This is a genomic window from Bartonella sp. OC68QHHN (assembly GCF_042193875.1).
Lineage (GTDB): Bacteria > Pseudomonadota > Alphaproteobacteria > Rhizobiales > Rhizobiaceae > Bartonella > Bartonella grahamii_A.
The window spans coordinates 53,012-74,022 of sequence record NZ_JBHIME010000017.1; the positions used below are offsets into that span (position 1 = coordinate 53,012).

The window sequence follows — 21,011 nt, forward strand, 5'->3', positions numbered from 1 at the left end:
TAGCAAAATATTGTTACAGTTTAGGCGGTTTATATTCTGTTGACAATGTTTTAAGATGATTGAGGATTGTGATGAGGCTTGCATTTTGCGCCACAGAAAGAAAAGAGCACCCTGTTGACTTTATCGAACAGATTGCCTGTGAATATGATTGGTCGTTTGAGCGGGATGCGCAAGATGAAATTAGCGTTTGTGTGGAAGGAAAACGTGCAAATTATCGTCTTGCTTTTTCATGGATGGAAGAGCATGAAGCACTTCATCTGGCTTGTTCATTTGATCTCTCTATTAAAAATGCTCGAACAGCTGAAATACAGCGCTTATTGCTAGCAATTAATGAAAAGTTGTTGTTGGGGCATTTTGATTACTGGCAAAGGAATAATTCAGTTATTTATCGGCAAGGACTTCTTTTAGCTGGTGGGGTGCATCCATCTCATATACAGGTTGAAACATTGTTGATACATGCACTTAAAGCCTGTGAAAGCCATTATGTTGCGTTTCAGATGGTTGCTTTGTCGGGAGAAAGTGCTTACAAGGCACTGCAGTACACTTTGTTTGAAACTGTAGGGAATGCCTAAAATATACAGTCTGTTATTTTTACAGACGGTTTGCTGAAATATTGCTCATAGGGGGATATCAAGAATAGCGCGTAATCCCCCGAGTGGTCCCTCATCTAATTGTATATTGCCACCATGGCTGCGTGCTATGTCTTGAGCAATAGAAAGACCAAGTCCTGTTCCGCTTGCATCTTGATTTCGCGCTTTATCAAGTCGAAAGAATGGCTTAAAAACTTCTGTGCGCATATTTTCATGAATTCCAGGTCCATTATCATCGATTATCAATATAAAAGATTCTTGTTGAGAGTTAGCTGTTAGTTTAACGGTCGTGCCGTAACAAAATGCATTTGATACAAGATTGCTGACCAAGCGTGTGAAAGCACGGGGACGTACTTGTATTTCTGTGGGACCTTCAATGGTGTAAGAAAATTGACGTTTGTGAAGATGAGCATCGGCGGAGAATTTTTGCATAAGAGCATTTAAATCAAAGCTTTTAACACTTTCATTCCCTTCACCACGAGCAAAGGCAAGATAATCTTCTAACATATTTTGCATGTCACTTACATCTTGCTCAAGCGGTTTAATATCAAAGTCAGTATTTGCTAATGCTAGCTGAAGTTTAAAGCGTGTAAGAATGGTTCTTAAATCATGACTTACTCCTGAGAGCATCATGGTACGTTGTTCAATTTGGCGCTCAATACGTTCACGCATGCGCAAAAAAGCGATGCCTGCACGACGGACTTCATCAGCTCCTTGTGGTTGAAATCCTTTTGGTAAAGGACGACCGCGTCCAAAGCTTTCTGCGGCTTCAGCTAATTGTTGAATCGGTTTGATTTGATTGCGCAAAAAATAAATTGCTATTAGCAATAAAACAAGAGCTGTTCCTACCATCCAGCTTAAAAAAATAGCAGTATTGGAAGCATAGGCTTGGCTGCGTGGAGCAAAGACGCGTAAGATGTTGTGACCAAGGTGGATACGGATTTCAACAAGGTCAGAATCTCCTACGGTATCGATCCAGAAGGGACGGTTAATTTGGCGAGTGATTTCCTCACTTAAAAAATAGTCAAGAATTGCAAAAAATGGCTTAGGTCCTGGAGGGGGTAAGGAGGTAGGAGATAAAATAGAAATGTTTAATCCCATACGTTGTTGTGCAATACGCTTGATATCTTCATAGTTATCTTGTTGTGGATATGTTTCAAGAATATCAATAATGGCTGAAATATCATGCACGACAGCCGTTGAAAGACGCTCGGTTACCATTTGCCAATGGCGTTCCATAAAAACATAAGCAATGACCGTTTGCAGAAGCACCATAGGAGCGATAATAATGATCAAAGAGCGAGCATAAAGCCGTTTAGGCATTTTTTTCGTTAACCATCGAAGAAAAAATCTTAAAGGTTTGATCATTCTTGTGTCTATTCAATAGAGAGTTTATACCCTATTCCTCGCACAGTTTGGAGCCATATAGGCAGTGCTGGGTTTTTTTCGATCTTACGACGAAGGCGGTTGATCTGTACATCAATGGCACGTTCACTTATATTGCTATTATTGCTGTCATCGGTCACGAATTTATGGCGCGGAATTGTATCGCCTGCATTTTCGGCAAACATGACCATCATTTCTTGTTCTTTATCTGTTAATTTAATAATTTCTCCTCCTTTTTTGAGTTCGCGTCGTGAAATTGAAAATATATAAGGACCAAAAACGATTTGCTCAATTTTGGGTTGGCTAAGGGGAAAACCACGTCGTAAAATGGCGTTGATGCGAAGGAGAAGTTCACGAGGGTCAAACGGTTTAGCCAGATAATCATCTGCCCCTACTTCTAATCCACGGATACGATTGTCTATTTCTGATAAAGCTGTTAGCATGAAGATAGGAACATCTTTTGTTTGGCGGAGTGAATGGGTAAGATCAATACCGTTTTCACCAGGCATCATGACATCAACAATAAGAAGATCAAAATCTAAACTTGCCAACAGTCGTCTTGCTTCATTAGCGTTGGCTGAAACTGAAACACGAAATCCATTCTTAATGAGAAACTGAAATAAAAGATTGCGGATACGAGTGTCGTCATCAATCACAAGAAGATGAGGTGCGTCATCACACAAAACTTGAACATGATCGGCCATTCTTAAAAACCTTGACAAAAATTTAGTTTACACAAAATGCAAGTTTACATAAGTTGTATAAAGCTGTCGAGCAGGTTATTTTTTCTAGAGGGAGAGGGAATGCTTCTTATAAACTTAGAAAAATTTTACTTTTGAAAAGGACGTCATGGGTAAGCTTAGTACACATATTATTCCGGTTACACCTTTTCAACAAAATTGCACTTTACTTTTTGATAATGAACGAAAAGTAGGGGTTCTCGTTGATCCTGGTGGTGATTGGCCACGGATTCAAAACGTAATCGAAAAGAATGGCGTTATCGTTGAGGCTATTTGGATAACGCATGGTCATTTTGATCATGTGGGAGCTGCAATGCAAGCGAAAGAAGCGCTTGATGTTAAAATTATCGGTTCCCATCGCGATGATAAGCCTGTGATGGATGCCGTGAGCGAAAGCGCAAAAAATTATGGCATCACTGATGCTTGCATCTGTATTCCTGACCAATGGTTAGAAGATGGTGAGTGCGTTCATTTTGCTGGACATGTGTTTAGGGTTTTTCACACCCCAGGACATTCTCCTGGTCATGTTATTTATTTCAATGAAAAAGAACGCTTCGCTCTCTTGGGTGATGTTCTCTTTCGTGGTTCTATTGGACGTACTGATTTTCCCTTCTGTTCTCATGAAAAACTGATGAGGTCTCTTCGAGAAAAAGTTTTATCCTTAGGCGACGATGTTCATTTTATTTGTGGGCATGGACCCAAAAGTAGCATAGGTTATGAGCGCCAATGGAACCCTTTTCTTCAAGAGATTTAAGGGGGAGGGCATCAAAAACCCGCTTTAGAGCGGGCTTTTCTCAATGTCAATTCAATTTACTGGAGCATAGCAGACATGATTTAAGCCATCACTGCCTCGAAAAGTTCCTGTTTTAGGGTTGAAGGAACGGTACTTTTTCTTGCAATAGTTAAGCCAATCAGATTCCCATGATTGTTGTAATGGCTCATATCCCACTGTTTGTGGTATCTGATAAACTCTTTGATTTTGCGGAACTTCTTGATAAATTACCTGATTTGGTGGTGCGATTTGATAAACAAATTGTGGCTGTTCTGGTTGCTTAAAAACTTTTCCAAGAATTGCGCCTGCTGCAAGACCAAGAATGCCCGCTGCTAAAGCATCTCCTCCGTTATTTATATGAATATGACTGTGTTTTGTCTTTTCGCGCTCGACATAATGGTATGTCTTGCGTTCCACATGATGATGATGATGTTCCGTCCTTCTATGGCCGACATAATGACGCTTGTGGGGATCATCAAAAGAGTGATATTTACTGTGAGAAGAATGAGAGCTATAATTGTAAAAGGGAAAATCAACCCTCCTCTTCATTTCCCTTATCGTATCATCTATTTTTCTCTTCACATAGTTACTATGATCCCATGCCATATCTGCAAGCGTTGTATCTAGCGGTATAAAAACGGTTACGGCTGACATTGCTGATAATACTGCTAGCTTGATCACCTTTTTCATAATGACACTCCTTATGTAAATTCGCATTTTTCACATCATACACGTGTCAAACTGAATAGAGTCTGAACAATTTTTGATTTTATTTTGACAAAATGAATAAAATCTATTTAATTAAACCTGTTGCAGGTACGATAAAATAAAATCATGACAAAATTTTGATTTCAATTAATATACTCTGCTTAAGGTTAATTAAATTGAGAGCACCCGATTGTTTACTATGGGATATAAACCCTTTATTTAGAAATGATTTTTTTATTGCTTGATACAATATGAATTGAACAATAGGCGTATGAATAAAAGCTATAGTTTTTGTCATCATAGGCTTATGGGGTTATGATAAAGTCTTATTTTACTTTATTTGTGTTATAGGACACTGTCCTGTTTGAATATTCTCTTGTGAGGATAAATAATATTTATTTGGATATCAGAATATAAATGTATAAAGATAATATATTTCAGGAATTTTTTTGATATATATGAGACATTCTCTTTAAATTTGTCTGCGTTTTTTAGAGTTTAGAAGTTTTTTAAAGTTTTAGAGATTTTTTATAACGTGGTTTAACAAGAAAAATTGCTTAAAAAGTCAATAATTTTAAGCGTTTTTTGTAAAATTTTCTTTCTTATGTTGTTTTAGACAAATTGGAGCATCCTTGATGTTTGAGGTTATCTATTTTTCGGATAATGCTGTTTGCTTTTGAGCTTTAGTCGTTTTTTAGAAGAGCAAAAGCTTATTTTAGGCGGTTTGAAATTTCTTGCTCCTTTGTTGGTTGCGTTTTTTTTCGTTTTATTGTTGCTTGATTAGGGGTACTTTTTCGAGATTTTCCTTTTTGTTTTTTCAAAATACCAGTGTCCATGGTTGGTCCCATGTGTGCAAGGTCTGGTTTGGAGAAAAGACTTGGTTGTAACACGGGTTCACGAGTGGATTGTTCGCTATGATTTGTTAAGGGATTCTCTGCGATTTCTAGTTCTATTTTTTGTAGCTGTTTGATTTCATCACGAAGCCGTGCTGCTTCTTCGAAGTTGAGATCAGCAGCTGCTTCATGCATTGATTTTTCAAGGTGTTTAATATGAGATGCCAAATTGTTGCCGACCATATTTTTTCTCTCGATGACATCAGGGATATTTGTGCGAATATGGTTGTTTTCATAGCCTGAATTGAGAATATCTCCGATATTTTTTTTGATACTTTTCGGTGTGATGTGGTGTTCTTCATTATAGGCTATTTGTTTTTGTCGACGTCTTTGTGTCTCCTGTAAGGCTCGTTCTATGGAACCAGTGATTGTATCTGCATAGAGGATGACACGGCCATCTACGTTACGTGCAGCACGTCCGATTGTTTGTATAAGGGAAGTTTCAGAGCGCAAAAAACCTTCTTTATCGGCATCTAGAATGGCAACAAAACCACATTCTGGAATATCTAAGCCTTCTCGGAGCAAGTTGATACCGATGAGGACATCAAAGGTGCCAAGCCGCAAATCGCGTAGAATTTCAATACGTTCTAATGTGTCAATGTCAGAATGCATATAGCGTACGCGAATGCCTTGCTCGTGGAGATATTCAGTTAAATCCTCTGCCATACGCTTTGTTAGAACAGTCACCAATGTGCGGTAGCCTTTTTGAATTGTTTTACGAATTTCATTCACAACATTATCGACTTGATTACTGGCTGGACGAACCTCTGTTGGTGGATCAACAAGTCCTGTCGGGCGAATAATTTGTTCAGCAAAAGTGCCGTGAGATTGTTCTATTTCCCAGCGTCCTGGTGTTGCAGAGACGGCAATAGTTTGCGGGCGCATGGCATCCCATTCTTCAAAGCGTAAAGGACGATTATCCATACAGGAGGGGAGGCGAAAACCATATTCTGCGAGAGTTGCTTTTCTTCGAAAGTCTCCTCGGTACATACCACCAATTTGGGGAATGGTTACATGGCTTTCATCGATAAAAACAAGAGCATTGTTTGGAATATATTCGAACAAGGTTGGTGGTGGTTCACCAGGTTTTCGTCCTGTTAAATAGCGTGAATAATTTTCGATTCCAGAGCACGAGCCGGTAGTTTCCAACATTTCTAAATCAAAAATTGTACGCTGTTCCAAACGTTGTGCTTCTAAAAGACGTCCAGCTGCGTTTAATTCAGCGAGGCGTTGTACCAGTTCTGCTTTGATTGATTTCATTGCTTGGTTGAGTGTTGGGCGTGGTGTTACGTAGTGTGAATTGGCATAAATTTTAATCGATTGAAGGTCATCTGTTTTTTGCCCTGTGAGAGGATCAAATTCAGTAATTGTTTCTACTTCATCGCCAAAGAGCGAAATACGCCAAGCTCGATCTTCAAGGTGGGCAGGAAAAATTTCGATTGTATCTCCTCGGACACGAAAAGAACCGCGAATGAAGTTAATATCTTGTCGATGATAGTGTTGGGCAACTAAATCAGTCAGGAATTGTTGTTGATCGAGTTTGTCACCTTTTTTTATTTGCAAGGTCATCGCAGTATAGGTTTCTACTGAACCAATTCCGTAGATACAAGATACGGATGCAACAATAATGACGTCATCACGTTCAAGTACGGCCCGTGTGGCAGCATGGCGCATACGATCGATTTGTTCATTAATAGAAGATTCTTTTTCAATATAGGTGTCAGAGCGTGCAACATAAGCTTCTGGCTGATAATAGTCGTAATAAGAAACAAAATATTCGACAGCATTATGGGGAAAAAAACTTTTAAATTCACCGTATAGTTGTGCTGCTAGAGTTTTATTTGGTGCTAAGATCAGAGCTGGACGCTGTGTTTTTTCAATGACTTTGGCCATGGTATAGGTTTTTCCTGAGCCGGTAACACCTAAAAGCACTTGAGTGCGCTCATTCTTCTCAATTCCCTCAACCAAAGCTTTAATTGCTTTAGGTTGGTCCCCTGCAGGCTCAAAGGATGTTGCAAGTTGAAATGGAATACCACCTTCAGATTTTTCAGGACGAACAGGGCGGTGGGGTGTCCATAATGCGCCATTCTTAAAAAGAGGGTTGCCTGAGGCAATTAGAGCAGAAAGAGCTTCTACGGTTGCTGTAACACCATTTTTCATTGTTGTATCCTTTGATAGAAAAGTGCTGGTGATTTTAAAGAAAACACTAATTTTTACAATTTCATTACGACAACAGCAAAACGTTATTGAACAGATTTATTTTGGTTTATTGGAGCTTTCATTAGGATATTGACCAAGTTTTTTCTATGAGACGAATTCTTCGAAGTGTTTCTTTGGAAGGGGCATATTTGTGGTTGTTCGTGGACACTATTGCATTTTTGCCATGATGATATTCAAGATGGCATAAGTTATTATGGCTGTTATGGAGAATAATCGGTACGTTTGGGCACTAAAGACATTGTGTATGTGTGATAAAGATCATTTCCATCTTTAAATGAAAGATAACGAGATGACACCCAACCTATTTGAGTGTTATATCGAATATGGCACCAATTTCCTGCACAGTTTTTAACAAAAACCAATTCTCCAGCAGAGATTAAGCCGCAACGTGCATACTGAGTGCTGGGACCTGTTCTAAAATTAAGATTTCTTGTAACAAAAGCATCTGCAGCTTCAGATACTGTTGTGGCGAAAAAGAGAGAGCCAAATATAAAAAAAATGACGATTTTTTTCATTTTTCTGTAAAGAATTTCTTTAGAGATTTTCTATCCTTCTCTCTTCGTATCTCATATGAGTTCTTTTTCTAGATTATGATAAAATAGAAAAAAATACAATTCTTTCTTCTTTAGGTCAATTTAAAGAGAAGAGTGAAGTTTAACGTTTTAAACACCAAAATGAGATGTTTTAATCACTATTTGTGCATGTTTTGTTTCCTTTATTTATTTTTGTATGGAAAATAGCGATACTGTACTATATAATGAAAAAGATCGTAGTTTTCGGATTCCAAAAGTAATTTTGGAAGCCGTTTTTTGTGTTTTTATTAAACCTTCCGTGTAATAGAAAGGGACGGATTATGGAAAAAGTTCCGATGACTACAGCTGGTTTTGAGAGTCTTAAAGAAGAGTTGCGTTGGCGTCAACAACAGGAGCGTCCGCGAATTATTGAAGCAATTTCTGAGGCGCGTGCACATGGTGATTTATCAGAAAATGCTGAGTATCATGCAGCGAAAGAAGCGCAAAGTCATAATGAGGGGCGTATAAATGAGCTTGAAGATTATATCGCTCGAGCAGAAGTTATAGATGTCTCGCGTCTTTCAGGCGACAAAATAAAATTTGGAGCAACCATTAAACTTTTGGATGAGGATACCGAAGAAAAAAAAGTGTATCAGATCGTAGGAGATCAAGAAGCTGATGTAAAGGTTGGTAAAATCTCTATTTCTTCGCCTATTGCACGTGCACTCATTGGCAAGCAAGAAGGTGATGTGATTGAGGTGAATGCACCCGGTGGTGCGCATAATTACGAGATCATTAAGGTTCAGTACATCTAAATAACATATGGATTATTATGCGTGTATCTTTGGACGAAACTGAGATTATTGCGCCTCACTTTAAAAGGCGTTTATCGGGAGTGACATCTACGATTATTCAGCTTATTCCACTGCAACGCGAACAGGGGGTGCGTATATCCGCTTTGGGATTTGGTTTACCACAAACTTTGCCGACTCTTGCCTTTAGAGACCTTTTCGGACTTTGGAAAAGTCCGAAAGGGAAGCCATTTCGTATTTGGCATGCACGACGCAATATTGAGATGCTTTGCGGGGTTTTTTTACGCGATGTTTTGCGAATGAAGCTTAAACTCATCTTTACTTCGGCATCTCGACGCAAACACAAGCCTTTTACCAAATGGTTGCTTCGTCGTATGGATAAGGTTATCGCTACGAGTGTATGTACGGGAACCTATCTAGAAGTGCCTCATAAGGTTATTATGCATGGAGTGGATATTAGGCGTTTTTCACCCCCACAGACTCTTGATGATTGCTTTTCTTCAACAGGATTTCCAGGAAAATATGCGGTAGGATGTTTTGGGCGCGTGCGCTATTTAAAGGGTACTGATTTGTTTGTGGACGCGATGATAGCACTGCTGCCATGCTATCCAGATTGGACTGCAATTATTGCTGGTCGGACTACAGAACAGCATTATGGTTTTGAAAAGAAATTACGACAGAAGATTGCTGAAGCTGGTTTAAACGACCGCATTATTTTTCTTGGTGAGAGGCTTGATATACCTGTGTGGTATCGCCGTCTGTCACTTTATGTGACTCCTTCTCGTTTGGAAGGTTTCGGTTTGACACCATTGGAGGCAATGGCATCACAGACGGCTGTAGTGGCGAGTGATGTAGGAATTTTTAAAAAATTGGTGGTCGAGGGAACAGGAACGGTCGTTCAAGCAGGAGAAGGAGCGGCTTTAACAGCAGCAATTGAACCTTATTTTGCTGATGTAGAAAAAACATTGGTAGCCGGAAAGAAAGCTTTAACCCATGTTCGTACTCACTTTCCTTTGGAAAAAGAGGCAAGCAAGATTGAAAGTGTTTACAAAGAACTGTTTGCGGAAAAAAACTTTGATTTTTATATCAAAAATCTTTTTGAGGAATGATAAAAAGTGTTTTCCTTAAAGGTTTTTCATAGTTATCAAGAAAACAGCTCAATGATATAAATGTTATTTTACAAAATTTTGGATAAAAGATTAAAAATGTATACGCTTAAGAGCGATATATGGTTTATGATAAAGCATACTAGGAGAGAGGAAAGCTATAACTCAAGTTTAGAGATTTATGCACTATCTTATACAGTGTCGTGCTGATATTATTCGTTTTGTAAGACTTAAATAGATAGCAAAAAACGTTTCCTTGTCTTAAAAAAGATAATGATGGTATATCCATAGATAAAATAGTCGTATATATTTTTAATAAATTCATAATAAGATAGATCTAAGATCAATATATATATGATTATCTATAGATAATTTACCTTTTCAATTTGAATAAGAGCTTTGAGTATCGTAAGATTTTCTCATGTCAAATCTGTTAATATTAAATCAATGAGAGCTATCCTCTTGCACATCATAATTGGAAGAAGGCATGTGGTGGATAAAAACTATTGAAGACAAGGTGTAAAGAGATTTCTTATAAATTGTCTGAGATGCAGGCTGTTACGACATTAACAGAAAAAAATAATATTGTGCTACTAATTTATATCTTATTTTGTAGTACCGATTTGCACCTTATTATTATTTAAGTAAAAATGATGATGCCCATTTATATCTTTCATGAGGGCTGTCGTGCAATGGGGGTGATGAGTATTGTGAGATGTTTTTTTACAAGCTTGTGAATTCGTAATATAATAGCATTTTATTTTCTATAAGGATGTAACTCTATTAAAGAAAGAACACTTTTATCAGCAAATATTCATATTTTTTCATGAGAGATTATTCGTAAAAAAGGATGTTCTATGCATCCACTTTATTTGATAAAGAAGATCAATAAAGTGAAGTTTTATATGTTATGGCTTTGAAAGCTCTGAGTATTTGATTGTTCTTGTCGAATTATTTTTATATCAACTTTTTTATCATGGTAGAATAAAATGCTCTATGCATTAGAATTGTTCACGCCAGAAAGCGGGAATAAAAAGGACGAATATTGTTATGATTTCAAGGCGTCCAGCTAACATTAGAAAACTTAAAATCCATAAAGCATTATCGTTGATTGTAGAGAAATTACCAGCGGGGCCAATAATATCTCCAAACCCTGGACCAACATTTGAAAGTGCGGTTAAGACCCCTGTAAAGGCAGAGGTAAAGTCAAGACCAGTTGTAAGCAAAAGTGCAGTGCCGATAACAAGGCAAAACATATAAAGACAGACAAAAAACAAAACGGCTTGAGCGACATCGTTTGATATATTTGAGTGATCGTAGCGCGCCTTTACAACGACATTCGGAGAAAGAAGTTTTTCTATATTTGTTTGTGTAATCCGCCAAAGAATAATGAGGCGATTAATTTTCATGCCACCAGAAGTAGAACCAGCACATCCGCCTGTAAAAGAAACAATGAAGAAAATTCCAAGCGCAAACGGTCCCCAAAGTTGATAATCTTCAGCGCTGTAACCTGTGGTGCTAATAATGGATGAAAGGTGAAAAATGACATCAAGGAAAATCAAGTGAAAAGCGCGATGATCATAAAATCGTAGCCATGCTGCTAAAGCAAAGCTGAAAAGGAGAACGATATGGAGAAAAACAATCACTTGTGGGTCAAGGAAGCGTTTGGAGTGTCCAGGAAGGACTAATTTAACATAAAGTACGAAGGGCAAAGCAGAAAGCAACATGAAGATTGTTGAAATAATTAAGATGGCTGGTGTATCAGAAAAATAGCCAAAAGAAGCATCATGCGTTGAAAAACCAGCCGTTGCTACTGTACTCATTGCATGGTTAATGGCATCAAATAAATTCATGCCTGCAGCAAAATAAGAAAGCATACAAGCCAATGTGAGTCCAACATAAGCGATGATAATTCCGTTAGCAATTTGGTTGATTCGAGGCAATATTTTTTCAGATTTATCAGATGATTCCATATGAAAAAGTCGTACGCCACCCACACGTAGCGAAGGCAAAAGCAAGAGGGCTAAACCTATAAAACCAATGCCCCCAATCCAGCATATAATAGAACGCCATAACAAAATACTTCGCGATAAATTATCAAGATCAGAAAGGACTGTGGAGCCTGTTGTTGTAATTCCAGAAACAGATTCAAAAATGGCTCCTGCTAGAGAAATGGGAAGAGGAGAAAGATAAAGAGGTAGGGCACCTACGATGCTTCCTGTTAGCCAAAGACAAACAGTAAGCATAAAGCCGAGCCGTGCTGAAAAACGACAAGTAGCTCCCTTAGTTGCTAAAAGAATCAGTGTTGCTAACATGGTGGTTATGGCACAAGAATAGAGAAAGATTATCCAATTACGATTTTTGTCATGCAAATCCACAAAAATTGGCAAAAGCATCGCTCCTCCCATGATTAACGCAAAACGTGCACAGACATTGATAATAAACTGAAAAATGACCGTTCCCTATCTTTGTATCTCTTTTTATTATGGTTTGGTGCTCATAAGAATTTACGTTTTTCTTTTTATAGGATAAAGATTAATTCTTAACATTAGCATGCCTTGATGAATTGGTAATCAGACCTTTTCATAAAACTTGAAAAGAAGTATCTATAACATAATTGAGGCTTTTGAAAAATATTTTTTTAAAAGGCTGCCTTCCGTTATCATTTATAGAATAATTAAGTTATAATAAAGTGAAGGGGATTTAATGATACAATCGCATATTCGTCTGCTGATTATAGGCTCAGGTCCGGCTGGTTATACAGCGGCGATCTATGCAGCAAGAGCAATGCTTAAGCCGGTTTTGGTGACGGGCTTGCAGCAGGGTGGACAATTAACAATTACAACTGATGTTGAGAATTATCCAGGTTTTGCAGATCCCATTCAAGGACCATGGTTGATGGAACGAATGGCGAAACAAGCTGAGAATATGGGGACAAAAATTGTCTATGATACAATTATAAAGGCTGATTTGTTGAAGTATCCTTTTGTCTTATATGGGGATTCAGGAACACAATATTCTTGTGATGCACTGATTATTGCAACAGGAGCTCAAGCACGCTGGCTTGGTTTAGAAAGTGAACAGACCTTTATGGGCGGTGGTGTTTCCGCTTGTGCTACATGTGATGGTTTTTTTTACCGTGATAAGGACGTTATTGTCGTGGGAGGAGGAAATACGGCTGTTGAAGAAGCACTTTATTTATCGCATTTGGCTAAAAGTGTAAGCGTGGTTCATCGCCGAGATCATTTTCGGGCAGAAAAAATTTTGCAAGATAGGTTGCTTGCATGCAAGAACGTACGTATCATTTGGGATCATGTGGTGGAAGAAATTGTTGGTTTGCCAGCTCAAGATTCAATGGGGGCTGTTGTAACAGGGGCACGTCTGAAAAATGTTAAGACAGGTCACGAGATGAAAGTGAATGCAGAGGGCATATTTATTGCCATTGGGCATGATCCTGCTGTTTCTCTGTTTGAAGGACAGTTGAAACAAAAACGAGGAGGCTATTTATGGACAGTGCCGGACTCAACAGCAACAAGCATTGCTGGTGTTTTTGCTGCTGGGGATGTAACAGATGAAACATTCCGCCAAGCTGTAACAGCTGCGGGAAGAGGATGTATGGCAGCGTTGGAAGCAGAACGGTTTTTGGATATACTTAAGCGTTAGCAACTCATTGAGAACATAGAGAATCTAGAGGTAGAATTAATTGTGGCGCCACCGTTGGATTGGGATAAGCTAAGGGTTTTTCACGCTGCAGCAGAAGCGGGATCTTTTACGCATGCTGCGCAAAAACTTCATTTATCTCAATCAGCCGTTTCACGACAGGTTTCGGCTTTAGAACAAGAGGTTGGGGTATCCTTATTTCAGCGTCATGCGCGTGGTTTGGTTCTTACAGAACAGGGAGAAACTCTTTATCGTACAGCTCATGATGTTTTGATGAAGCTTGAAAGTGTACGTTTGCAATTAAGTGAAAGCTATGCAAAACTAACGGGGCACTTGCGTGTGACCTCGACCTTTGGAATGGGAGCAGGGTGGATTGCAGAGCGTATGCCAGAATTCCTTAGTCTTTATCCTGATATGCAGGTTCAGCTTTTGCTTTCCGATGAAGAGCTTGATTTGACAATGTGTCATGCGGATTGTGCTATTCGCTTACATCAACCCCAACAACCTGATCTTATACAAAGAAAACTCTTTACAATTCATATGCATGTTTATGCTTCGGAAAAGTATATTGCAAATTATGGAAAGCCGGAAAAATTGTCTGATCTCGATGAACATCGTATTATTTCGTTCGGTGAACCTGTCCCACCTTATTTGTCTGGTTTAAATTGGTTGGAAAAGGCTGGTAGAAGTGATGGATCATTGCGCGTTTCAGTTCTACAAATCAACAATATCATCTCAATAAAGAATGCGCTTATGCGTGATCTTGGGATTGCTGTGCTGCCTGATTATATCGTCAATAATGATGAGCATTTGGTGCGTCTTTTTCCTGATATGGTTGATATTCCTTCTTTTGATACTTTTTTTTGTTATCCTTATAATTTAAAGAATTTGGCAAGGTTAAATGCTTTTCGAGATTATATTTTTTTAAAAGCCCGTCAGTGGTCTTTTTAATGTTAATGCCTTAATTTATGAGGAATAATTAACTGTTTTGCAATTTGAGACTCCTTAATATTCTTTCGTTTCAAATTTGCCCATAATTGAATCAATAAAAATTATTCGTTGCACATTAAAAGTGGAGGGAATCCGTGTAGAGAAGGGATAAAAGTTTTTTATGAATGCTAGCAAATGTGAGGGTTATTATATATTGAAAACCGCACAATCGTGTGATGGTGTAGCTTACATTTTTATATTTAATTAAAGAGAGTGGTACATGATGAAGACAAATTGAAAGCTATGTTTTTATTGCATAGCAGATACGCTTAAGTCTTTATTGTACTTCTTCTTATAAAATGACATAGAATACTATCTCTTGATTATGTTGCTTCCCAGTGCATTTTCTTGAGTGTTCCCTTACGAAGATCTATCAGATTGATTTTATCTCTGAGGATTTTCCAAATTTGCCGGACATATGTCCGGCTTTTTTTTATTTATTTTTGAAATAGTTCCTAGAAATTGCAATATCTGGGAAGATGATAAGAAAAAAATTTAGAAACTTGTGGATACCCAACAATTTTTTAAGAATACTAAAATTCAATGAGGAGTTTGAGAGAGATTTATCCTGTTGTACCATAAAAGTCTGTCTTTTAGGGGCGTGATATAAAATATTTAAAACTTTATACATGAAGTGCTTTTTATTAGAGTGTGAGGTGAATATTTAAGGCAGCTCTTGTTCATAAAGCCTATGAAGTAAATCAAGTAGTTATTAAATAGAACTTAAAGGAAACTGGATTGTTTATATAATGATGGGAGGTGGATTCTTCTTCATTTTAGGACGAAGAAGAAGCCGAGAGATAGAAAAGATTTGATTGTAAGGGCCGTTGATTATAAGGGCAATTGTGTTTAAAAGTGCTCGATCTTTTTTAAAGTTATAAATTGAATAGAGAAAGCAGAATAGGTTTTTCATCTCTCATGATAATAGACCGATTCATTTATTTGATCGTTAGATTTTTTTGATCTTTATCTACAGCCTCTATTGTTGTGTTTATTCATGGACATTTTTGCTGAATCGATTGATTCAGACTATGATACAGTTGCCTATATTTTCTCGGATATACTGACATTCGGCAAAAAAACGATCACAAGAGATGATATTAAAAATTTTAAATTAAACTGTTGCAAAAGCGCTGTATACGTATACAAGCTTCTTCAAGTAATTTTTCTGATGTTGCATAAGAAATACGAAAAGCTGATCCAAGTCCAAAAGCAGATCCTTGAACGACAGCAACAGCTTCTGTTTCTAGAAGCGCTATGGCAAAGTCTTCATCATTCGTAATACATTGACCGTTGGGTGTTTTTTTTCCAATAAGTCCTGTGCAAGAAGGATAAACATAAAAAGCACCTTCGGGAGTTGGACAGTGAATGCCAGGAGCTTGGTTTAGCATGGAAACAACGAGATCACGGCGTGCTTGAAAAATACTTTTATTTTTAGCGATAAAGTCTTGTGGCCCATTGAGTGCTTCAACAGCAGCCCATTGTGAAATGACACTTGTTCCAGATGTTTGCTGACCTTGAATGGTATCCATAGCTTTAATTAATTCTTGTGGTCCACCTGCATAGCCGATTCTCCATCCCGTCATCGCATAGGCTTTGGAAACACCATTCATTGTGAGTGTACGCTCATAAAGCGCTGGTTCTACTTGAGCTGGAGTAACAAAGGTAAAACCCTCATATGTGAGATGTTCATATATATCATCGGAAAGGATATAAACATGAGGATATTGTACTAAAACATCTGTGAGTTTTTTCAATTCATTATGTGTATAAGCGGCACCTGATGGATTTGAAGGAGAGTTAAAGATGAACCATTTGGTTTTGGGGGTAATGGCAGCTTCTAGCTCTTGTGGTTGGAGTTTATAAGAAAATTCAGCTTTTGTTTCTAAAAAGACAGGCGTACCATCGTTGAGTGCGACCATTTCTGGATAACTAACCCAATAAGGGGATGGAATGATGACCTCATCGCCTTTATTCAAAGTTGCCATGAATGCATTAAAGAGAATTTGTTTTCCACCGGTACCAACAATAATTTGTTCTGGCTGGTAAAGAAGGTTATTTTCTCTTTTAAACTTTGCAGAAATTGCTTGGCGCAATTCTGGAATTCCAGATATGGGAGGGTATTTTGTTTCTCCTCTTTGAATAGCTTCAATGGCCGCGTTTTTGATGTTGTCTGGGGTATCAAAGTCTGGCTCTCCAGCGCTTAAAGCAATAACGTTGTGCCCTAAAGTTTTTAAATGACGGGCTTTTTGGGAAGTAGCAATTGTTGCAGAAGGTTTGATACGAGACAGTTTGTCGGCAATAAAAGCCATAATTTTAAATCCTTATATTATATCAACAAATGGTCATTGCTTTAAGGATATTTTATAAGAGATTATATTGTATGCAATAAAAAACTTCCAAAATACTCTTACACGGGCTTTACATTCTTCTTTTTTGAGATTTTTACAAGATAATCTCTTCTTAGATTTTATGAAAGTTTTTGAAGAAGTATAAAGGAGGTTTGATAAATTGTGCAAAGGAGATAAGCAATCTTTTATTCTAACAAGGAAAAATGATGCTTTATACAAAATAAAAAAATCTTCGTCGTTACAGACGAAGATTTTTAAATAAAATATTGCAGAATTTAAACTTTAAAGGGCTGCAAGGTTGCCAGCGGCAAATTTTCCTGAACGACGATCTTGAAGAACATCATAAGAAATTTTCTGCCCTTCATTAAGACTGTTTAGACCAGAACGCTCAACAGCAGAAATGTGTACAAATACATCTGCACTACCATCACTAGGCTGAATAAATCCAAAACCTTTTGTTGTATTAAACCACTTAACTGTTCCTGTAGACATAGGAAACTCCTTAGAATATATAATTATATTGAGTATTGAAGCTTTCATTCCTTCAATACGGTTGTAGATCGAAATTAGGTGGGAGAAGTTTCGTCAAAAGTGCAGATTGCACAGGAAAGAAAGTCACGTAACCGAAAATTCGATAAAGCTTCTATAAAAGTCTTTAGAACAAAAAGCAAGTCTTAATCAATTTTTATATAAAGAAAAAATAAGAAAACAGTGTACATTTTGCTGAGTAGAAAAAATTCAACTGAAATAACTTTGTAGTGAACGTACTTCAAGGCGCCTTTTTTTGAGTGCTTTAATCGCCTCTACGACAGCTTCGGCTCCAGCTATTGTTGTATAATAGGGAACATTTTGCATGAGTGCTGCATAACGTAATGATTTTGAGTCTGAGATGGCACTGGCGGTGCTAGTTGTATTAAAAATCAATTGAATTTGGCGATTACGAATAGCGTCTTCAATATGAGGGTGTCCCTCTAGAACTTTGTTGATTTTTTTTGCTTCAACGTGGTGTTCAGTGAGAAATTTTTGTGTTCCACTTGTGGCGACAACAGAAAAGCCAAGCTCAGTTAAACGTTTTACAGGATTTAAGATGCGTTTTTTATCTTCATCTCTTACAGAAACGAACAAAGTCCCCTCTTTAGGGAGTTTTACACCAGCTCCAAGTTGGGCTTTAGCAAAAGCAAGCGAAAATTCATAGTCAAGTCCCATAACTTCACCGGTTGAGCGCATTTCTGGACCAAGAAGTGTATCCACACCTGAAAAACGAGCAAAAGGAAACACTGCTTCCTTGACGGCAATATGTTGTTTTTCCTGCAAAGAAGGTAATCCACCATAAGCTTGAAGAGCATCGTGAAGCGTTTCTCCTGCCATAATACGTGCAGCCATTTTAGCAATAGGGCGACCAATCGTTTTTGCAACAAATGGAACGGTACGTGAAGCACGGGGATTGACTTCTAAGACATAAATGGTGTCATCTTTTATAGCATATTGTACATTCATTAAGCCGCGAACATGAAGTGCTTGTGCTAATGCTTTGGTTTGGCGCTCTAATTCACTAACTATTTTATTTGAGAGCGTACGGGCTGGTAAAGAACATGCTGAATCACCAGAGTGGATGCCAGCTTCTTCAATGTGTTCCATAATACCAACGATCAATGTTTCTTTGCCATCACATAAACAATCAACGTCTACTTCAATTGCTTCTGTTAAATAGGTATCAAAGAGAAGCGGATTTTTACCAAGCAATATATTGATTTGTCCTGTTGTGTCGTTAGGATAACGGACTTTGATATCTTCTGAAATTAATTCAGGAACACTCTCAAGTAAATAATTTTGTAAGCTACGTTCATCACGGATAATTTGCATAGCACGTCCTCCTAAAACATAAGAGGGACGTACAACCAATGGGAAGCCTAGTTCGTGGGCAATGAGGACTGCTTGTTCGATGGAGTAGGCAATACCATTTTTAGGTTGTGTTAAGTTAAGTTTAAATAACAGTTTTTGAAAGCGATCTCTATCTTCTGCTAAGTCGATAGCGTCAGGTGAAGTACCTAGGATGGGAATGTTGTGTTTTTCTAGAGCGCTTGCCAATTTCAAGGGTGTTTGTCCGCCAAATTGAACGATGACTCCAACCAACTCTCCTTTTTCCTGTTCTGCTTCTAAAATAGCGATAACATCTTCTGTTGTTAAAGATTCAAAGTAAAGGCGATCAGAGGTATCATAGTCGGTTGAAACTGTTTCAGGATTACAGTTAATCATAATCGCTTCAAAGCCTGCATCACGCAGTGCAAAAGCAGCGTGGCAGCAACAGTAATCAAATTCAATACCTTGCCCAATGCGGTTTGGTCCACCGCCTAAAATAGCAATTTTTTTGCGTTCAGAAACGTGTGCTTCCGAGTGCTCTACACCTGCAAAGGGAACTTCATATGTTGAATACATATAGGCTGTAGGAGAAGAAAATTCAGCGGCACAAGTATCAATCCGTTTGAAGACGTGTTTAACATTCAGTGATTTGCGTAAAGCTGCAATATAATCGGGTTCTTTTCCAGTAAGGGAGGCTAATCGCGCATCTGAAAATCCCATAGCTTTTAACATACGTAAGTTATCTGCGTCTTTAGGTAATCCATGAATGTGGATACGTTTCTCCATTTCAATGATGGAGGCTATTTGTTCTAAAAACCACGGATCAATTTTGCTAATTTGGTGAATCTCATTTAAGGGTAAGCCCGTGCGCATGGCTTGAGCAATATAGCGTAGACGATCAGGGCTTGGTATGGCAATGGCTGAGCGTATAGAACTTTTTTCATCACCTTCAGCATGCTCTGGAATCACAATTTCATCAAGACCCGTAAGTCCTGTTTCAAGTCCACGGAGTGCTTTTTGTAATGATTCTTGGAAAGTGCGTCCAATTGCCATGACTTCTCCTACAGATTTCATCGCAGTTGTGAGAACAGGTGATGAACCGGGAAACTTTTCGAAAGCAAAACGAGGAATTTTTGTCACAATATAGTCAATAGAAGGTTCAAATGATGCTGGTGTTGCACCACCCGTGATATCATTTTTTAATTCATCAAGTGTATAACCAACAGCCAGTTTAGCTGCTACTTTGGCAATGGGAAATCCCGTTGCTTTTGAGGCAAGCGCTGAAGAGCGAGAAACACGCGGATTCATTTCAATAACAATGAGGCGCCCATTTTCAGGATTGACAGCAAACTGTACATTGGATCCCCCCGTTTCAACACCAATTTCACGCAAAACAGCAATCGAAGCATTACGCATACATTGATATTCTTTATCTGTTAAGGTGAGAGCAGGTGCTACAGTAATCGAATCACCGGTATGAATCCCCATTGGATCAATGTTTTCAATAGAACAAACAATGATACAGTTGTCGTTCTTATCACGAACAACTTCCATCTCATATTCTTTCCACCCTAAAACACTTTCTTCAATTAAAACTTCTGTTGTAGGCGAAGCTTCAAGACCGCGTTCGATAATTTCATAAAATTCAGAACGATTGTAAGCGATTCCACCACCGGTTCCACCAAGGGTAAATGAAGGACGAATAATAGCTGGAAGTCCAACAACATCAAGAGCTTGAACTGCTTTTGCTGTTGCATGAGCGATATAATGTTGTTTGCGATCAGTTTCGGTATGTCGCCAGTTGCGCTCAAGTTCTTCGAGTGCTTTGTCAAGTGCAGCACCAGAAAGTTTTGCTTTAAGTTCAGTACGCGTTTTTGCGTGCTGTCGGCGATTTTCTTCTTTTAGTTCTGTTGCATTGGCCAACATAGAGCGTGGCGTTTCCAAACCGATTTTTGCCATCGCTTGGCGGAATAAAGCACGATCTTCAGCTTTATCAATAGCATTAGCATTGGCCCCTATCATTTCAACATGATAGCGGTCTAAAATACCCATACGCTTTAATGATAAAGCAGTATTGAGGGCAGTTTGTCCTCCCATAGTGGGCAAAAGGGCATCGGGACGTTCGTGGGCAATAATTTTGGCAACTATTTCAGGAGTAATAGGCTCTATATAAGTTGCATCAGCTAGATCTGGATCTGTCATAATCGTAGCAGGATTAGAATTTACCAAAATAATTCGATAACCTTCTTCTTTTAATGCTTTACAGGCTTGTGTGCCGGAATAATCAAATTCACATGCCTGACCAATGATAATAGGTCCTGCTCCGATGATAAGAATAGATTTTATATCTGTGCGTTTGGGCATGGCTTTTTCCTATGACAAATATCTGTGCGCGATTTTTGCGGGCAAAA

General features: G+C 38.3%; 15 protein-coding genes. 6 read left to right on the plus strand and 9 right to left on the minus strand.

Annotated elements, in window-relative coordinates:
* Window positions 1–71: 71 nt before the first annotated feature.
* On the plus strand, window positions 72–572 hold the full coding sequence (locus tag ACFIJ0_RS01420; RefSeq protein ID WP_375623410.1) for a YbjN domain-containing protein: 501 nt from the start codon (window positions 72–74) through the stop codon (window positions 570–572).
* 45 nt (window positions 573–617) lie between these two features.
* Here the strand turns inward: ACFIJ0_RS01420 and ACFIJ0_RS01425 are convergent, their stop codons facing one another.
* Entirely contained in the window at window positions 618–1,958 is a 1,341-nt protein-coding gene (locus ACFIJ0_RS01425; RefSeq protein WP_375623412.1) for an ATP-binding protein, read from the minus strand.
* Between the two features lie 8 nt (window positions 1,959–1,966).
* The gene (locus ACFIJ0_RS01430) at window positions 1,967–2,680 is read right to left on the minus strand and encodes a response regulator (RefSeq protein WP_375623414.1); all 714 of its coding nucleotides are present in this window, start codon (window positions 2,678–2,680) and stop codon (window positions 1,967–1,969) included.
* A gap of 145 nt (window positions 2,681–2,825) precedes the next feature.
* On the opposite strand from ACFIJ0_RS01430, the gene ACFIJ0_RS01435 reads away from it, so the two are divergent.
* Window positions 2,826–3,470, plus strand: a complete 645-nt coding sequence (locus tag ACFIJ0_RS01435; RefSeq protein ID WP_375623415.1) for an MBL fold metallo-hydrolase — start codon at window positions 2,826–2,828, stop codon at window positions 3,468–3,470.
* 51 nt (window positions 3,471–3,521) lie between these two features.
* On the opposite strand, the gene ACFIJ0_RS01440 is transcribed toward ACFIJ0_RS01435, so the two are convergent.
* The 3 genes from ACFIJ0_RS01440 to ACFIJ0_RS01450 form a co-directional block, all read right to left on the minus strand.
* Window positions 3,522–4,178 carry a BA14K family protein gene (locus tag ACFIJ0_RS01440; protein ID WP_375623417.1) on the minus strand — a complete coding sequence of 219 codons (657 nt, stop codon included), beginning with the start codon at window positions 4,176–4,178 and terminating at the stop codon, window positions 3,522–3,524.
* A 728-nt stretch (window positions 4,179–4,906) separates the two neighbouring features.
* Complete coding sequence (gene uvrB / locus ACFIJ0_RS01445; RefSeq protein WP_375644056.1) at window positions 4,907–7,249, minus strand: excinuclease ABC subunit UvrB; 2,343 nt, start codon at window positions 7,247–7,249, stop codon at window positions 4,907–4,909.
* A gap of 260 nt (window positions 7,250–7,509) precedes the next feature.
* Entirely contained in the window at window positions 7,510–7,824 is a 315-nt protein-coding gene (locus tag ACFIJ0_RS01450; protein WP_375623421.1) for an SH3 domain-containing protein, read from the minus strand.
* A 338-nt stretch (window positions 7,825–8,162) separates the two neighbouring features.
* Here ACFIJ0_RS01450 and greA point away from each other — a divergent pair, with 338 nt between their 5' ends.
* Together greA and ACFIJ0_RS01460 are read left to right on the plus strand one after the other, a co-directional pair.
* Window positions 8,163–8,636: a transcription elongation factor GreA gene (gene greA, locus ACFIJ0_RS01455; protein WP_007347010.1), complete on the plus strand. Its 474-nt coding sequence runs from the start codon at window positions 8,163–8,165 to the stop codon at window positions 8,634–8,636.
* A gap of 17 nt (window positions 8,637–8,653) precedes the next feature.
* Complete coding sequence (locus ACFIJ0_RS01460) at window positions 8,654–9,742, plus strand: glycosyltransferase family 4 protein (RefSeq protein WP_375623423.1); 1,089 nt, start codon at window positions 8,654–8,656, stop codon at window positions 9,740–9,742.
* Between the two features lie 998 nt (window positions 9,743–10,740).
* Here ACFIJ0_RS01460 and ACFIJ0_RS01465 read toward each other — a convergent pair.
* On the minus strand, window positions 10,741–12,135 hold the full coding sequence (locus tag ACFIJ0_RS01465; protein ID WP_375644057.1) for a TrkH family potassium uptake protein: 1,395 nt from the start codon (window positions 12,133–12,135) through the stop codon (window positions 10,741–10,743).
* Window positions 12,136–12,445: 310 nt separating this feature from the next.
* Between ACFIJ0_RS01465 and trxB the strand changes: the two genes are divergently transcribed.
* Together trxB and ACFIJ0_RS01475 are read left to right on the plus strand one after the other, a co-directional pair.
* On the plus strand, window positions 12,446–13,402 hold the full coding sequence (trxB, locus tag ACFIJ0_RS01470) for a thioredoxin-disulfide reductase (protein WP_375644058.1): 957 nt from the start codon (window positions 12,446–12,448) through the stop codon (window positions 13,400–13,402).
* A gap of 42 nt (window positions 13,403–13,444) precedes the next feature.
* The gene (locus tag ACFIJ0_RS01475; protein WP_375623429.1) at window positions 13,445–14,350 is read left to right on the plus strand and encodes a LysR family transcriptional regulator; all 906 of its coding nucleotides are present in this window, start codon (window positions 13,445–13,447) and stop codon (window positions 14,348–14,350) included.
* A gap of 1,148 nt (window positions 14,351–15,498) precedes the next feature.
* Here the strand turns inward: ACFIJ0_RS01475 and ACFIJ0_RS01480 are convergent.
* From ACFIJ0_RS01480 to carB, 3 genes are all read right to left on the minus strand, one after another.
* Complete coding sequence (locus ACFIJ0_RS01480; protein WP_375623431.1) at window positions 15,499–16,701, minus strand: pyridoxal phosphate-dependent aminotransferase; 1,203 nt, start codon at window positions 16,699–16,701, stop codon at window positions 15,499–15,501.
* A gap of 321 nt (window positions 16,702–17,022) precedes the next feature.
* On the minus strand, window positions 17,023–17,232 hold the full coding sequence (locus ACFIJ0_RS01485) for a cold-shock protein (RefSeq protein WP_012754908.1): 210 nt from the start codon (window positions 17,230–17,232) through the stop codon (window positions 17,023–17,025).
* 246 nt (window positions 17,233–17,478) lie between these two features.
* Window positions 17,479–20,964 (minus strand): carbamoyl-phosphate synthase large subunit, encoded by a 3,486-nt coding sequence (carB, locus tag ACFIJ0_RS01490; protein WP_375623433.1) that lies wholly within the window; start codon window positions 20,962–20,964, stop codon window positions 17,479–17,481.
* Window positions 20,965–21,011 lie beyond the last annotated feature (47 nt).

What these genes read in the sequence shown, in the direction of transcription:
- ACFIJ0_RS01420 (WP_375623410.1), top strand. Translation starts at nt 72, where the DNA reads ATGAGGCTTGCATTTTGCGCCACAGAAAGAAAAGAGCACCCTGTTGAC.
- ACFIJ0_RS01425 (WP_375623412.1), bottom strand. Translation starts at nt 1,958, where the DNA reads ATGATCAAACCTTTAAGATTTTTTCTTCGATGGTTAACGAAAAAAATG.
- ACFIJ0_RS01430 (WP_375623414.1), bottom strand. Translation starts at nt 2,680, where the DNA reads ATGGCCGATCATGTTCAAGTTTTGTGTGATGACGCACCTCATCTTCTT.
- ACFIJ0_RS01435 (WP_375623415.1), top strand. Translation starts at nt 2,826, where the DNA reads ATGGGTAAGCTTAGTACACATATTATTCCGGTTACACCTTTTCAACAA.
- ACFIJ0_RS01440 (WP_375623417.1), bottom strand. Translation starts at nt 4,178, where the DNA reads ATGAAAAAGGTGATCAAGCTAGCAGTATTATCAGCAATGTCAGCCGTA.
- uvrB (WP_375644056.1), bottom strand. Translation starts at nt 7,249, where the DNA reads ATGAAAAATGGTGTTACAGCAACCGTAGAAGCTCTTTCTGCTCTAATT.
- ACFIJ0_RS01450 (WP_375623421.1), bottom strand. Translation starts at nt 7,824, where the DNA reads ATGAAAAAAATCGTCATTTTTTTTATATTTGGCTCTCTCTTTTTCGCC.
- greA (WP_007347010.1), top strand. Translation starts at nt 8,163, where the DNA reads ATGGAAAAAGTTCCGATGACTACAGCTGGTTTTGAGAGTCTTAAAGAA.
- ACFIJ0_RS01460 (WP_375623423.1), top strand. Translation starts at nt 8,654, where the DNA reads ATGCGTGTATCTTTGGACGAAACTGAGATTATTGCGCCTCACTTTAAA.
- ACFIJ0_RS01465 (WP_375644057.1), bottom strand. Translation starts at nt 12,135, where the DNA reads ATGCTTTTGCCAATTTTTGTGGATTTGCATGACAAAAATCGTAATTGG.
- trxB (WP_375644058.1), top strand. Translation starts at nt 12,446, where the DNA reads ATGATACAATCGCATATTCGTCTGCTGATTATAGGCTCAGGTCCGGCT.
- ACFIJ0_RS01480 (WP_375623431.1), bottom strand. Translation starts at nt 16,701, where the DNA reads ATGGCTTTTATTGCCGACAAACTGTCTCGTATCAAACCTTCTGCAACA.
- ACFIJ0_RS01485 (WP_012754908.1), bottom strand. Translation starts at nt 17,232, where the DNA reads ATGTCTACAGGAACAGTTAAGTGGTTTAATACAACAAAAGGTTTTGGA.
- carB (WP_375623433.1), bottom strand. Translation starts at nt 20,964, where the DNA reads ATGCCCAAACGCACAGATATAAAATCTATTCTTATCATCGGAGCAGGA.